15 protein-coding genes are annotated in these 15,060 nt (G+C 40.0%); 6 read left to right on the forward strand and 9 right to left on the reverse strand.

Annotated features, from left to right (window positions below; translation table 11 throughout):
* Window positions 1-14 precede the first annotated feature (14 nt).
* The 6 genes from ahpF to BPOF4_RS19015 all read left to right on the forward strand — a co-directional run bounded on the left by ahpF (window position 15) and on the right by BPOF4_RS19015 (window position 6,015).
* Complete coding sequence (ahpF, locus tag BPOF4_RS18990; RefSeq protein ID WP_012960881.1) at window positions 15-1,544, forward strand: alkyl hydroperoxide reductase subunit F; 1,530 nt, start codon at window positions 15-17, stop codon at window positions 1,542-1,544.
* 248 nt (window positions 1,545-1,792) lie between these two features.
* Entirely contained in the window at window positions 1,793-2,638 is an 846-nt protein-coding gene (locus BPOF4_RS18995) for a MurR/RpiR family transcriptional regulator (protein WP_012960882.1), read from the forward strand.
* Window positions 2,639-2,807: 169 nt separating this feature from the next.
* Entirely contained in the window at window positions 2,808-3,482 is a 675-nt protein-coding gene (locus tag BPOF4_RS19000) for an RraA family protein (RefSeq protein WP_012960883.1), read from the forward strand.
* Between the two features lie 46 nt (window positions 3,483-3,528).
* Window positions 3,529-4,404, forward strand: coding sequence for an NAD(P)-binding domain-containing protein (locus tag BPOF4_RS19005; protein WP_081457705.1), 876 nt, complete (start codon window positions 3,529-3,531; stop codon window positions 4,402-4,404).
* A 25-nt stretch (window positions 4,405-4,429) separates the two neighbouring features.
* Window positions 4,430-5,770 (forward strand): TRAP transporter large permease subunit, encoded by a 1,341-nt coding sequence (locus tag BPOF4_RS19010; protein WP_012960885.1) that lies wholly within the window; start codon window positions 4,430-4,432, stop codon window positions 5,768-5,770.
* 14 nt (window positions 5,771-5,784) lie between these two features.
* Window positions 5,785-6,015 carry a hypothetical protein gene (locus BPOF4_RS19015; RefSeq protein WP_012960886.1) on the forward strand — a complete coding sequence of 77 codons (231 nt, stop codon included), beginning with the start codon at window positions 5,785-5,787 and terminating at the stop codon, window positions 6,013-6,015.
* A 180-nt stretch (window positions 6,016-6,195) separates the two neighbouring features.
* Here the strand turns inward: BPOF4_RS19015 and BPOF4_RS19020 are convergent, their stop codons facing one another.
* The 9 genes from BPOF4_RS19020 to yycF form a co-directional block, all read right to left on the reverse strand.
* A complete protein-coding gene (locus BPOF4_RS19020; RefSeq protein WP_012960887.1) occupies window positions 6,196-7,053 on the reverse strand; it encodes an EamA family transporter in 858 nt (285 codons plus the stop codon).
* A gap of 129 nt (window positions 7,054-7,182) precedes the next feature.
* Complete coding sequence (gene rlmH, locus BPOF4_RS19025) at window positions 7,183-7,662, reverse strand: 23S rRNA (pseudouridine(1915)-N(3))-methyltransferase RlmH (RefSeq protein WP_012960888.1); 480 nt, start codon at window positions 7,660-7,662, stop codon at window positions 7,183-7,185.
* 71 nt (window positions 7,663-7,733) lie between these two features.
* Window positions 7,734-7,892: a CxxH/CxxC protein gene (locus BPOF4_RS19030; RefSeq protein ID WP_022629596.1), complete on the reverse strand. Its 159-nt coding sequence runs from the start codon at window positions 7,890-7,892 to the stop codon at window positions 7,734-7,736.
* 176 nt (window positions 7,893-8,068) lie between these two features.
* Window positions 8,069-9,286, reverse strand: coding sequence for a S1C family serine protease (locus BPOF4_RS19035; protein WP_012960890.1), 1,218 nt, complete (start codon window positions 9,284-9,286; stop codon window positions 8,069-8,071).
* Between the two features lie 230 nt (window positions 9,287-9,516).
* The gene (locus BPOF4_RS19040) at window positions 9,517-10,311 is read right to left on the reverse strand and encodes an MBL fold metallo-hydrolase (protein ID WP_012960891.1); all 795 of its coding nucleotides are present in this window, start codon (window positions 10,309-10,311) and stop codon (window positions 9,517-9,519) included.
* Between the two features lie 29 nt (window positions 10,312-10,340).
* On the reverse strand, window positions 10,341-11,114 hold the full coding sequence (locus BPOF4_RS19045) for a two-component system regulatory protein YycI (protein ID WP_012960892.1): 774 nt from the start codon (window positions 11,112-11,114) through the stop codon (window positions 10,341-10,343).
* Window positions 11,111-12,436, reverse strand: a complete 1,326-nt coding sequence (locus BPOF4_RS19050) for a YycH family regulatory protein (RefSeq protein ID WP_012960893.1) — start codon at window positions 12,434-12,436, stop codon at window positions 11,111-11,113. Before BPOF4_RS19050 ends, BPOF4_RS19045 begins: the two co-directional genes overlap by 4 nt.
* Window positions 12,433-14,256: a cell wall metabolism sensor histidine kinase WalK gene (walK, locus tag BPOF4_RS19055; protein WP_012960894.1), complete on the reverse strand. Its 1,824-nt coding sequence runs from the start codon at window positions 14,254-14,256 to the stop codon at window positions 12,433-12,435. The genes BPOF4_RS19050 and walK overlap by 4 nt, the downstream gene beginning before the upstream one ends.
* The gene (gene yycF, locus BPOF4_RS19060; protein ID WP_012960895.1) at window positions 14,256-14,966 is read right to left on the reverse strand and encodes a response regulator YycF; all 711 of its coding nucleotides are present in this window, start codon (window positions 14,964-14,966) and stop codon (window positions 14,256-14,258) included. Before yycF ends, walK begins: the two co-directional genes overlap by 1 nt.
* Between the last annotated feature and the right edge of the window lie 94 nt (window positions 14,967-15,060).

Here is a 15,060-nt window from a genome sequence, read left to right on the forward strand (position 1 = left end):
GGAGTGCAATAAACATGTTACTTGAAGCAGATGTGAAAGCCCAACTTAATGAGTACCTGAAACTCCTAGAAGGTGATATCCTTCTTAAAGTGAGTGCAGGTGACGATTCCGTATCAAAAGATATGCTTGCACTAGTTGATGAGCTAGCATCCATGTCCTCTAAGATCTCTGTTAGACAAGCAGAGCTTGAGAGAACACCTAGCTTTAGTGTAAACCGTATCGGAGAAGAGACAGGCGTTACATTTGCTGGTATTCCTTTAGGGCACGAGTTTACATCACTCGTGCTCGCTTTACTGCAAGTGAGTGGTAGAGCACCAAAAGTTGATCAAAGCGTCATTGACCAGATCAAAAACATGGACGGGGAATATCACTTTGAAACGTATGTCAGCCTAAGCTGCCATAACTGTCCTGATGTTGTTCAAGCACTGAATATGATGAGTGTCCTAAACCCTGGTATAACTCACACGATGATTGACGGTGCGGCATTTAAAGAAGAAGTAGAATCGAAAAATGTCATGGCTGTTCCTGCTGTCTATTTAGATGGTGAGTTCTTTAGCGGCGGACGCATTTCACTAGAAGAAACTTTAGCAAAATTGGGAACAGGTCCTGATGCTGCTGAACTTTCAAATAAAGATCCTTATGATGTTCTTGTGGTTGGCGGAGGTCCTGCAGGGGCAAGTGCAGCGATCTATGCAGCACGTAAAGGGATCCGCACAGGTATTGTTGCTGAACGTTTCGGCGGACAAGTCCTTGATACAATGAGCATCGAGAACTTTATTAGCGTGAAAAGCACAGAAGGTCCAAAGCTTGCAGCAAGCCTTGAAGAGCACGTAAAAGAGTACAATATTGATATTATGAACTTACAACGTGCGAAGAACCTTGAGAAAAACGACTTATTTGAGCTTGAGCTTGAAAATGGGGCTGTACTGAAAAGTAAGAGCGTCATTGTATCAACTGGGGCTCGCTGGCGTAATGTTGGCGTTCCAGGCGAACAAGAGTTCAAGAACAAAGGTGTCGCTTACTGCCCTCACTGCGATGGTCCTCTATTTGAAGGAAAAGATGTTGCAGTTATCGGCGGCGGTAACTCAGGAATTGAAGCAGCAATTGACCTTGCTGGAATCGTAAACCACGTAACTGTCCTTGAATTCATGCCTGAACTAAAAGCAGATGAAGTCCTTCAAAAACGCTTATACAGCTTACCGAATGTAACGGTAGTGAAAAATGTTCAAACAAAAGAAATCACTGGCACAGACAGCGTAAATGGTATTACGTACATCGACCGTGAAACGGAAGAAGAGCATCATGTTGAATTAGCAGGTGTCTTCGTTCAAATCGGTCTTGTACCAAATACAGACTGGTTAGACGGTTTTGTTGAACGCAACCGTATGGGTGAGATCATGGTTGATAAGAGCGGTGCTACAACCGTTCCTGGCCTCTTCGCTGCAGGAGACTGCACAGACGGTCCTTACAACCAAATCATTATCTCAATGGGCTCAGGTGCGAATGCATCACTAGCAGCGTTTGATTATTTAATTAGGAATTAATAAATGTATAAAAAACAGGCATCGAGTACATTCGATGCCTGTTTTTTTTGCTTATAAGCACTTCCCCCTATTTTTGTCTTGCAGATTAAAGAATAATAACTGATATACTATAGTAAATAAAATAATGTTTAATTAAATGCTTTTCTCTTTATTTATAAGCTAGAATGTTAAGGCTAAAAAGTTGATGAACTTTTATATTTAAAAATAATACAGCAAGTGCACTAATTTAATAATAAAAGGAGAGTAAAATGACAAATCCTCTTACCGTCATAAAAGAACATTTATCAAAATTAACAAATGCTCAACGTATCATTGCTGATTATATATTAAAAAACTCTTCAGAAGTAGCTTTTCTAACTATTCATGATTTAGCTCAACGTGTGAATACGAGTTCAACGACGATCATGCGACTAATGTCTAATTTAGGCTATTCAGGATACAGTGAATTTCAAAAAGGTTTGCAAAAGTTAATACGAGATCAAACTGCTCCTCAAACCCGTTTAGAAATTAATTTAGAGAACGTTAATAAAGATGATTTATGGGGCAATACAATTAATCATCACCTTTATCAGATTCAAAAAGTAATGGAGCAAATGCCTAAATCACAGTTGGATGAAGTTGTAAAAAAAATAACTTCTTCGAGACAAGTCATTTGTACAAGTGTTCGAAGCGGACTTCCAATTGGTCAATATCTAACTCATGGGTTGAATAGGACATTAGGGAATTGCCGCCTAGTCATTGCTGACACTAGTGATTGGGTAGATGAAATCATCACAATGAAATCAGAAGACTTAATAATCGCCACAAGTTTTCCTCGTTATGCAAAGCGAATCATTGATTTCGTAAAAGCAGCCAAATGTCACGGGGTACAGATTGTAGCCATAACAGATAGTTACTCATCTCCAATTGTTGAATACGCTGACATCGTTTTACCTTGTGATTCTGATAGTCTTGCATTTCATAATTCTCCTATTGTTGCAATGATAGTGGCAGACTATCTTATTAATGCCACAGCTATTGGACAATCAGAAGAGACAAGAAAGCGTTTAGATAAAATAAATGAAATGCTAAAAGATATGAATTACCATTATTAAAACACCAATAAATAATTAAAAAAGCTTTTCAAAAGACTTTATTGTGTCTTTTGAAAAGCTTTTTTAATTATCAAAATGTAAGGGTTTACTTTTATTAACCGGATTGATATAGTAATAAATATTACTTAAATAATAATTTTAGTAATAAATATTACTTGAGGTGATGGACATGAACAGCTCACAACATTCTGATAGTTCTCAGCTTTTATCGCGTATAAAAAAAATTGGCTCTACCGTATTTGCGGACGTAATGGATAATCAGAATACAATGGATTACCGCGTGAAACCTGTAAATTTTTTAGAACCTTTAGTAGGACGTGTAAGAACCGTTTCAGTACCTAAAGGTGACAATTTGCTTTTACATCATGCAATCTATCAAGCAGAGCCTAACGATATTATCATCGTCAACGGTCAAGGTTTTACTGGGGCTGCATATTTAGGAGAGCTTATGGCAGGTGCAGCAGAAGCATTAGGAATAAAAGGGATTATTATTGATGGGCTTGTTCGTGATAAACGGGAGCTTCGTCAATTAAATATCCAAATTTATGCTAAAGGATTTTCACCATCCGGTCCAAGTAAAGAAGGACCAGGTTCATTTGATATTACAATTACTTGCGCGGGCACCATTGTATCCCCCTATGATTTCGTAATTGCAGATCAGGATGGAGTGGTTGTCGTTCCTCAACAGAATGTTGAAGAAATCGTGAAAAAAGCTGAAAAGAAATTAGCGTATGAATTAAATCGATTAGAGACAATCAATATTTATAAAAAGCAAAATAAACAAGACAAGTCAGACATTGAGCCGAAATGGCTACAAGACAAATTAAAGAAACTTAATTTATAAATTATATACCTCAATACCTCAAACCTAGTAACTAGAGAGAAAGGTGATGAAAATGAATATTGGCTTTATCGGATTTGGTGAAGTAGGCTTCGAAATGTCTAAAGGTTTTTATAGCCAAGGCAAGAATTTAAATCTATTTGTTTATGATCATTTATACAAAAACATAGAAACAAAGAATAGGGCAGAGAAAGTGCAGGCAGCTCTTTTTGATGAGCCGTTAAAAGTAGTACAACAAGAACTAAATATTTTATTTGTGGCAGTTCCTGCTTCATATTCATCTGAAGCATGGAATTCCATCTTGCCAGGGCTTAATAAAAACACTTTATGTGTAGATCTTTCAACAGCCTCTTCAGAAACCAAACAGAGAATTTGTAAAGAATTGAGCAACAAAGATATTACTTTTATAGATGCTGCCATAATGGGTCCACTCAAAGGAAACCAACATAAAGTTCCTATGATCGTAAGCGGCATCGGGGCAAAAGAATTTATAAAATGGGGAAAAAACTTTGAAATGAATCTCTCTTATGTTAGTGAGCTGGCAGGAGATGCAACCAATATCAAATTCATCAGAAGCATTTTTACAAAAGGCCTTTCTACCCTTCTCTTTGAAGTGATGGAGATAGCAGATAAATTAAATTTAGATGATACTATTTTAGATTCAATAACTAAAACTATTGATAAAGAACCTTTTGAAAATGTAATTAATCGTTTAATTACAGGTAATGTCCTGCATTCAGAAAGACGTATCAAAGAAATGGATAATGTTATTGATTTTATGCTAAATAATCATGTAGAAGCTGAAATGACCAAAGCCACACGAAATAAATTAATAACAATTACAAATTCAAGTATCAAAGAAAAATTTCATGGAAAAGCACCGTTGCACTGGAAAGAAGTAATGCAGAAGATCAATGAAACGTAGAAAAAATGCCTAAGGAGGGTTTTTAATGGGGATAGTCGCTCTCATTATTTTTGTAAGCGTTTTAGTTTTTTGGAGCATTAAGTTAAGAAGGAATCTTGGAGAAGCTGCTCTAGTAGGCTTTTTAGCAATTGTACCTTTAGGAGGCTCAGAAGCACTCTCACTATTTTTACAAGGAATTAGCTTTGCTTCTACGTTTTCAGTTTTGTACGCAGCAATTGCTTTTGTGTTCATGGCTTATGTAATCGATAAATTCGGGATTGTAGAACGGCTTCTAGCTATTTTGAATTCATTGGTAGGCAGACTCCCAGGTGCTCCTGCAATTATGGATGCCGTTGGATCTTCAGTAATGGGAACACTTTCTGGCGGTGACTCAGGAAACACAGCCGCGACTGGATCCATTACCGGTCCTTGGATGCTCCGCAACAAATGGAATAAAGAAATAGCAGCATCTGTTATGGTCGGAAATGGAGGAATGGCCTCAGCCCTCCCCCCTACAACATCAATGTTTATCATTTTAGGCTTTGCACCAGTAGCAGCAGCTATTACAACAGGAGAATTTTTTTTCGCTCTATTAATTGCTGGAGCATATCAGTTTTTACATCGATTAATTTTGATTGGATATTTTGTTAAGAAGCAGAATATTAAAGCATTCAGTGCTGAATCATTAGATCCACTAAGTGTTTCTTTTAAAAATGGTTGGAGTTCAATTTTTATATATATGGGAGCAATTATTCCATTAACTTTAACAATTGGTCCATTGGCTGATTTTATAGCAAATATCCCCTCTTTAGGAGAAGAAGCACTAAACAGTGTTGATATTGTTATTTGGATCCCAACTCTAATGATTGGTATCGCATTTCTCTTAGGAAGAAAGACCATGCCTAAATCATTTACGGGTCTTCTTGAATTTACAAAAAATTCAATTCCACGTTTTACTGTTATTGGCTCATTAATTTTTTTCGCCGTGGCTTCAAGTGAAGTCTTAACAGCCTTAGGCTTATCAGAAAATATCTCACAATTGATGAATGCAGCTAATACACCAGGTTGGCTTACTGTCTTATTACTAGGGCTTGGCATTACTGCTATTGCAGGACCTCTGACATCAACAGGAACACTTACTGCTGTTGGTTTAGTGTCCTACGAAATATTAGTATCTAGTGGGTTCTCTCCCCTTATTTCAGCAGTTGTTATTATGACTTTTGCTTCTACGTCTGCCCAAATGCCTCCAGCTTCCGGCTCCATATATATAGCTTCTGGAATTGTTGGAGCAAGACCTGAAAAAACATTTTTAATTTTAATACTCTATTATGTTTGTCCTGTAATTCTTATCGGATGGTTAATAGCTATGGGAATATTACCAGTCTAAGGGGGAGATTTAAGATGCAACTTCTATTAGAGCGTCTTTTTAGTCTATGCTTATTGTTATCTTTGCTTCTAGCATTAACTATGGTAGTAAGCCAATTAATAGGATTTATGATTGGCAATGGTGAGCTTGTAATTCAAAGTCGTGACATTTTAAAACAACCGACAATTATTTTTGCTGCTATTTTTTCAGGTATTGCTTTTATACTAGGGTACTTTCCCGCATATCAAGAACAGAATAACTCCTGATTATTTCAAGCTCTTAAGAGAACAAAAAGAAGTGAGTATTTATTCACTTCTTTTTGTGTATAAATTACAATGTATTCCCACCTTGGTTAATTGTCTAATATGAAACAAGACAACCATGATCATTTGGTCAGGTCAGCTGTCTTATTTTCTAAATAACAGTTAAATCTACAGGTGCTTTTATCAACCCTGCTTCACGCTTAAAATCGTCACTGTCACGAGGATAATTGCCATGCCTCCAAGCTGGGTTACTGTAAGCAGTTCACTCAGAACCATAAATCCAAAAAGGGAGGCAGTCACGGGTTCCACCATTGCAATAATGGAAGCGGACGTCGGTGATGTTTTTTTCAAACCAACTACATATAAGAAGAATGATACCCCTGCTCCGAAAATTCCTAAAAGAATGATCCATCCTAAGTCAGATGAGTAAAAGACGGAAGCTGCTTCACTGTGGTCAATGAACAGCAGCGTTATAATCGTAAAGGCAAGGAATGCAATCGTTAATATTCCTTGCGGCTGCCCGTGGCGAGATGCATATTTAAAGCCAAAAATGAACAAAGCATACGATAACCCGGCACCGAGTCCTGTCATAAGCCCAAGTAATGTAATGCCCTCAGAGCCAATGCTGTACACCTCTGTCAGCAATACGACACCAGCCATCACAAAACCAATAGCCACCCATTTAAATAATGACGCCTGTTCAAGATGGAATATAAAAGAGATAAGGAGAACAAAAATAGGTGCGGTATACATCAATGTCGCTGCTACAGCAACACTGCCCTCTGAGATACTGACAAAATAAAAAACAAAATTCCCTGCTACGCCAATACCCGCAACAACAGACCAGAACAACAGCGGCTTATTAAACACTGCCGGACGGAACAAGAACCAAATAAGAATGCATACTAAACCTACTGCTCCCCTATAAAAGGAGATGACTAAGGGATCCCAGCCTTTATCCATTAAGAAGCCGCCTAACCCTCCGGAAATGCCCCATAAAATGGCTGCTAAAATAACTAAACCTAGACCACCAACACGCATATAGTACCTCCACATATCTAATTTCATCTGTAAAGATATGTATACCTGTTAGTAGGGGTTTTATAACTTAAATTTTTGGTACGTGTTATATGGAAGGCATGGATTTTAAGTGATAACTCGATACCTCATTTACTTATGATACGGTTCTCCCCTATTTATCCGAAACGCGCGATACACCTGCTCTAACAACACCAGCCTCATCAACTGGTGCGGCAGCGTCATTTTTGAAAACGACAGGGCATAATTGCTGCGGGCCATGACTTCCTCACTAAGACCGAGTGATCCGCCAATAATAAAGGCAATTTTACTTTTTCCGTACGTTGCGAGCTGGTCGATTTCTTTAGCTAATTGCTCTGATGTCAGCTGTTTACCTTTGATTTCAAGTGTGATAACATGCGTATCTGGTGCAATTTTGGCGAGGATTCTTTCGCCTTCTTTTTGTTTTACGAGCACCATATCAGCTTCACTTAAATTCTCGGGTGCTTTTTCATCAGCCACCTCGATTAAATCAATTTTTGCATATGCTCCAAGCCGTTTTGTATATTCGGCTATTCCTTGCTTCAAATACTTCTCTTTTAATTTTCCTACAGAGATAATTGAGATATTCACAGTGTGTATTCCCTCATCCTTTATTTTTTATCCACAGAAGTTATCCACATATCAACAGTGTTAGTAACTGACTATTTCGTAATTGAATAAACAGCGGGCTTCTTGCAGTAACTGCACGTTGTGGATAATTGATCTGCCTCATTTAATTTTTCGATAATTGGGGCCGCTTCGTACTCATCAACGACTACATCCATTGCTACTTCAATATGTTCATCACATGCAAATTCCATCTTAATCCGTCCTTTCCATTTACCGTGTTTTATTATAGCATACCCGTTTTCCACCTGTGGGCAACTTCCTTTTTGTGACTGAAACCAAAAAAGACAGAGCTATGTGAATAACTCTGTCTGACATCTCTCAATGTTTACCTTTTCCAACTAACCAACCTTCCAACTTTGCTTTTTTATTAAAAGCTTTGCTGCTCGGCTAGCTGCACCGTGACCGTCTCACGACTGCCGTTGCGGTAGTATGTGACTTCCACTTCATCGCCAACTTGCTTTTCTGTGTAGAGGAATCTGCGTAAATCATGGCCATCAGTAATTTCTTCGCCATCAATTTCTACGATGACGTCATATTGCTCAAGCCCTGCACGCTCTGCTGCAGACATTGGTGAGACGCTTGATACCATCACTCCTGCTCGTACATCACTTGGCAGATTTAATGTTTCTTGCCAGTGGTAGCTTGGAATTTCATTTAGTGATTGAATGCCTACCCCCAGCTGCGGACGTTTGACTTCACCGTAGCGTTCTAAATCTTCAATGATAGGGAGCGCCACACTTGTTGGGATCGCAAAGCCAATCCCTTCTACTGAGCTTTGGGCGATCTTCATGGAATTAATCCCAATGACTTGACCTTCAATATTTAATAATGCCCCGCCGCTGTTTCCGGGGTTGATCGCCGCATCTGTTTGCAGCACTTCTGCATGCCAGTCTACCTGGCCGTTTCCGGTTAAATCAACAGGAATGCTTCTTTCTGTCGCACTAATAATGCCTTGTGTCACCGAACTTGAAAATCTGAGCCCTAATGGATTTCCGATCGCAATTGCAGGCTCTCCCACTCTTAGCGAGTCAGAATTGCCAAACTCAGCAACTGTATCAATATTTTCACTGTCAATTTCAAGAACAGCTAAGTCTGTAATTACATCTGAGCCTAATAGCTCTGCCGGGACTCTCGTTCCATCGGCTAAGCTGACTTCTATTCCATTTGCCCGGTCAATAACATGGTGATTCGTTACAACAAATGCCTTGTCTCCAGCTGCCTTATAAATAACACCAGAGCCAGTCCCTTCTCCGCCTTGTTCTTGAAACGGATTCGATTGTTGAATATTTATGACTCCTACAACAGCATCTGATACTTGATCTACTGCCTGCGTTACATCCGTATTCACCGAATAGCTGACTGTCTGGACATCCTCTGGCTGTTCAGATGCTACTAAACTCGTATCTTCCCCTTGGGAGTCTCCTGCATTGTATGGAAGGATACCTAAGTTAGATAAGAGCGGCACGGATAAGAGAACAACCAAGCCTCCAACAACCGCACCAATAAATGCTGAAAGGGCTCCACCGCGCCTAGAACGTTTCTGCCTTGTATCACGTTCTGTGTAATGCTCATCATAATAGCCCATAACCCAACACCATCCTTATGATTTAAATGAAAAAGGTCACAACTTTAGCCATACTACATCCTTTATAAAAAGGATGATTTTGATCATTATTATACCGATTCTTTAGGAGAAATCTACTAGCATGCTTCACTTTTGATTATTTTTTATACTGTTTACAGAATTGCCAACAACAGTAAGGAATAATCACTTAAAAACGAAAAAGCCCTCTATCGTAAGAGGACTTTTCTAGATTATACGCTAGTGAGCGGAGTTGGCTTTAGGGGGTCTGTATCAAATAACTCAAACTGCTCGCCTACTGGCATATCTTGTTCTTTTAATACTTGCTCTACGGTAAGGCGTGCTAAGTCTTTCATATTATTATCCAGGCTTAAGTGAGCAAGGTAGATTCTACTCGTGTTGTCACTGATCACATCAGATAACGCCAGAGCGGCATCTTCGTTTGATACGTGTCCTACATCACTTAAGATTCTTCGTTTTACGTTCCAAGGATAGCGCCCCATCCGCAGCATATTCAAATCATGGTTCGATTCAAAAATGTACATATCAGCACCTTTAATCGTTCCTTTAATCCGTTCGCTTACATAGCCCATATCAGTGGCCAGCACAAGCTTCTTTCCTGCATGATGAAAGCAGTAAAACATTGGCTCTGCCGCATCATGAGAGACACCGAACGACTCGACGTCTAATCCGCCGAATGATTTTACTTCTTCTGTTGCGAAGATAAATTTTTGATCAGTCGGGATGGTGCCAAGATTGTTCTCCATCGCAAGCCATGTCTTTTCATTCGCAAAGATTGGCAGCTTATGTTTTCTTGCAAACACGCCGACCCCTTTTATATGATCGCTGTGCTCATGACTAACTAAAATACCGTCAAGTTCTTTAGGATTGCGTCCGATCTCTGTGAATAGCTCGTCCATCTTCTTGCCGCTAAGTCCGACATCCACTAATAGCTTTTTATCATCGGCCTCCACATAAATCGCATTTCCAGTACTTCCGCTAGCCAGCACACTAAAACGTAATGACATCGTAGGTTCACTCCTGTTTTTTGCTACTGTTACGAGAGCTGCTGTATTTCAGGGTTGATCGCATGCACAAGATACGTCTCACCCTCAACCGTCACACGCCACATCGGAGCAAATACCTGTGCCCCTCCGCCTTGCAGATTATGGAGGCTGTAATAACCAAACTCCACATGCGTCACGGTATCGTTCACCCCTATATGCTGTGCATTTAACAGCACCTCAATGGCCTTAATACTTGTTAGCACTTCTCGTTCTCTGCCTGTTGGCTCAAACTCATAATAGCTTTGTTCGTAGGCAACAATCTCTCTATCTTCATTTAGCTGTAATACTAGAGGTTCTGCTTCAAACGCGTAGGCTGTTTTCCCTTCATACGTTTGCTGCATAAGAATTTGTCTTGCTTCTGTATCAAACCGGCCAAAGCGATACTCACGGCCGTTCGTTATATAGCTTGTAAGAAACTGATTTAAATCTTGGGAAAACTGATCTTCTCTTAACTCAAAAGGCTCATTAAGCTCTGCGATAATCGTTGTGCCATCTAATAAGTCTGCCTCTTGATTGCTTAGAGCGTTCATCTGTCTTTCACTAAACGGCACGGCCTTTCCTAAAATATGACCGGCTGTCGTTGTTTCTTCTGGCAGCTCGACATCAATGGTTACATTATTATCGCGCAGCACTTCTTGAATCGTCGCTTGAGCGATCATGTTCATTTGATTCGAGTTATTTTTCTCGATCAGCTGCCACGTAAGAAAGATATTTAAGAATAAGAAGGTGATGATGAATATGGTTTTTGTCCGGCTCCAATTCATTGCATCCCCTCCTCACTAGCTACATCATTAAACGTAACTTTCTGCCATTGTCCATCATAAAGCACATACCAATAAGGCTCAAGTGTGACTAATGAAACATTTTGTTTGTTCATTTCATAGCCGACCATTACTTTTTCAAGTCTGTTTGGATCAAAGTATTCCTGTTCATTCAGCCGCTCTAGCACCGCTTCCCCTGATGGAAGCTCGAAGCGTTGGATCGCATTAATCGGCTGATTATCAAGGTCAAATAACGGACGCTCATAGCTGACGATTTGGGAGCCGATCCGGCCGACTTTTAAACTCATAATACTTTGACCCTCATAACTGATAACTGGCGTACCATCGACATGAAGCATATATTCAGCTTCTTCTCTTACATCTGCTACTGCCCAATCCGATAGAATATAAGGATCTGACCATCCGCCGTGACTATTTATAAAATCGAAGCTGTTTTGAACAATATGACGGCTGCTTCGCTCTTGATTTTCAGAGAAAAGCGGATTGTTATAATCCATAAATTCGCCATCATTTCTCAATTGAATAATCCGATTCCCATCCGTAAAGGATTCATTTTGATCCGCCAGATTAGCACGAACTGAATTTGGCTCGTTGAATAACTCATTAATAAAATAATTTACATCAATCGGACTTGTCGTGTATGTCATTCGCTCAACCTCAACGGGCTCAACAGGAACATACACATGCTGATGAAGCTGAGTATGATTTGGCCCTTGTGATACAGAAGTAACCGGAATGTAGTCTCCCCTCATCCACTCTTGAAACTCATTTGCAGAAAAAGAGGTTTCTACTTCCACCACTCGCTCATCCTCGCCAAATAATAGCTGCATCGCTACTTCATCCTGATTGTTATCTATATAGACATAGAGTCGGTCTACCTCAGAGGTTGGAAGGTTAAAAACTTCTCTATCCACTTCAAACATCGCGAGCAGCGTATCTGTAGGGACAACTGCAGGAAAAATGACTTCTATCCCTGCACTAACACCCGGTTTTGGAAAAGGACCGGTAGCAAGCATGTCTCCTTCATCGAGCTCTGCTTGTAGAAGCTGATCAAAAAATTCATCAAATGCATCAGTATGTCTTGGAATCATGGCTGTTTGCCCGTCTACATGAGTGATCAGCTTCTCTGGCCTAATAACATCGCTTAACCTAACCTCTTCACTGATCAGTGAGGTTCTCTCTAATTCTTCTGATTCACCTAGGAAGTTGATATCAGGCTGAAACGTCCACAGCTGCCAAGTCAGGATGATACTTAACCCTACTAAGCCGATTAATAATCCTGTTTTGACGTGTTCGTAATTCATGCCTCTCCCCCCTTAAATGTAGAGTAAGGCAATGTAAAGTAAATCGTCGTACCAGATCCATATTCACTTGAAACCCAAATTTCTCCGCCATGAGCATGCACTAATTCCTTCGCAATCGCAAGACCAAGTCCTGTACCGCCGATGCTTCTAGCACGTGCTTTATCTACACGGTAGAAACGATCAAAGATCTTCGATTGATTTTCACGAGGGATCCCCATTCCTTCATCTGAAATACTCACTCGTACATTATGTCCTTGGTGCATGAGGGTCGTCGTAATATTGCCGCCCTCCGGAGAGTACTTCATTGCATTGGAAATAATGTTATCAATTACTTGCGTCAATTTATCTTTATCCACTTCTACATACGTTGGATGTCCTGAAATATGGCGCGTGAAATGAATATCTCTTCCCTGTGCGACCATCTCAAACCGGTCAATCACTTCATGCAGGAATTGACCAAAATCAACCCATGTCAGCTGCAAGCGGTAGTCGTGGCTGTCAATTTTAGAAAGCTGAAGCAGGTCATTAACTAAGCGGATCATACGCTCTGTTTCATTTTGAGTAACCCCAACAAACCTGCGTGCAAGCTCTGGCTCATCAAGTGCACCGTCCTCAAGCGCTTCTAGGTAGCTCTTCATAGTCGTTAACGGGGTACGCAGCTCATGAGAAACATTAGCTACAAATTCACGTCTGTCCTGTTCAATTTTTTCTTGCTCCGTTACATCATGCAGTACCGTAATTAAGCCATTAATCGGCCCATCCTCTTCTTGAATGACAGAGAAATTAGCTTCGATCAGAAACTCTTGTTCGTCATCACTAAAATCAAGGAGAATGGAATCCGTCTGCTCAAATAAATCTTCAAGCTCATACGTTTCTGGCAGTCTTAACACTTCAGGCAGCAGGGATTTGATCACTTCATAGCTTTGAACGCCAAGCAGCTCCTCTGCACGCTTATTCATCAAAATAATATGACCGTCTTGATCTGTTGCAAGTACGCCATCTGTCATATGAGCCAGAACTGAGCTTAATTTTTTCTGCTCACGGGCCCTTGTTGCTGTGGCATCTTGTAATTTATGAGTCAAATCATTAAAAGAATAAGCAAGCTGTCCGATTTCATCTGTGCTGTAAACTGTTACCTGTCTCGAGAAATCTCCCTGACCCATTCTGAGCGCTTGTTTACGCATATCCATAATCGGCGCCGTAATCGTCCGCGCAAGCAAAATAACGAGCACCGCGGTAATTAAGAGAGCTATCACTGTGCCGCTCAATAAGATGCTGTTAATTTGCTGCATTTGATCATAAATATCTTCCATTGAAGATTCAATATAGATTGCGCCAAGCGTATTATTATCTTGGTCTTTAATTGGAACAGCAAGCACCTGAACGCGGTCACCCGTCTGTGGATCACGTTCAATCGCTGCATCTCGCGCTCCAAGAAGCGCGCGTTTAACCCTGTATTTCGTCGTTTGCTGGCCTACAATATGCCGGTTCGAAAAATTAGACGTACCTAAAATTTCGCTGTTAGCATCGACCACTTGAACTTCTGCATTTTCAATATTAAACGTCTCTCTTAAAAGTAAATTAATATCATTATAAAGCTCACTTCGATCTTCACGCGGCTCCATCATTTCCTGGGCAACATTGTATCCGAGCAAGTTAGCACGCTCATTTAACATTTGATCATGGTTGTAGACAAGCTGTTCTTCTAGCTTTCCTGTAAAATACACACCAATGATCTGCATGGCCATAAAAATGAGTAATACATAAATGATAATTAACTTAAATTGAATTGATCTAAAAAATCCAACCTTTCGATCCATTAACCTTGCTCCACATCTTCAGGCGATGATAAATAATACCCTACCCCGCGTCGTGTTATGATCCAGTTTGGATAGCTTGGATTATCCTCAACTTTTTCTCTAAGTCTTCTAACCGTCACATCGACTGTACGTACATCACCAAAATAATCATAGCCCCATACAGCCTGCAGAAGATGCTCACGCGTCATCACTTGTCCTAGGTGTTTAGCTAAGTAATGAATCAGCTCAAATTCTCTATGTGTCAACTCAATTGTCTCACCGCGGCGCTTCACTTGATAAGCATCCGGGTAAATCGTTAAGTCTCCTACCGTTAATTCTTTTTGCGTTGACACTTCTTCAGCACCGGATTTTCTGCGGCGTAAGTTTGCTTTAACACGTGCGAGCAATTCTCTTGTGCTAAAAGGCTTCGTGACATAATCATCCGCCCCAAGCTCAAGTCCTAAGACTTTATCAATCTCAGAATCTTTCGCTGTCAGCATAATAATCGGAATATCATAGCTTTTTCGTACTTCACGGCATACTTCCATCCCATCCTTATGAGGTAACATAATATCTAGTAAAATGAGATCAGGCTCTTCTTTTTTTACTTGTTCAACAGCTTCGTTGCCATCATAAGCACAAAATACTTCAAAGCCCTCTTTTTCTAAGTTAAACTTTAATATATCAGCGATTGGTTTTTCATCATCTACTACGAGAATACGCTTATCCATTCAAATTCGCTCCAATCCAACATAATATCTATTCGACATAGTACCTATTTTAAATAATATCTATCCACATTCTAACATAAGACGCAAAAAGACG

The organism is Alkalihalophilus pseudofirmus OF4 (assembly GCF_000005825.2).
In the GTDB taxonomy this organism is placed as follows: Bacteria; Bacillota; Bacilli; order Bacillales; family Bacillaceae_D; genus Alkalihalophilus; species Alkalihalophilus pseudofirmus.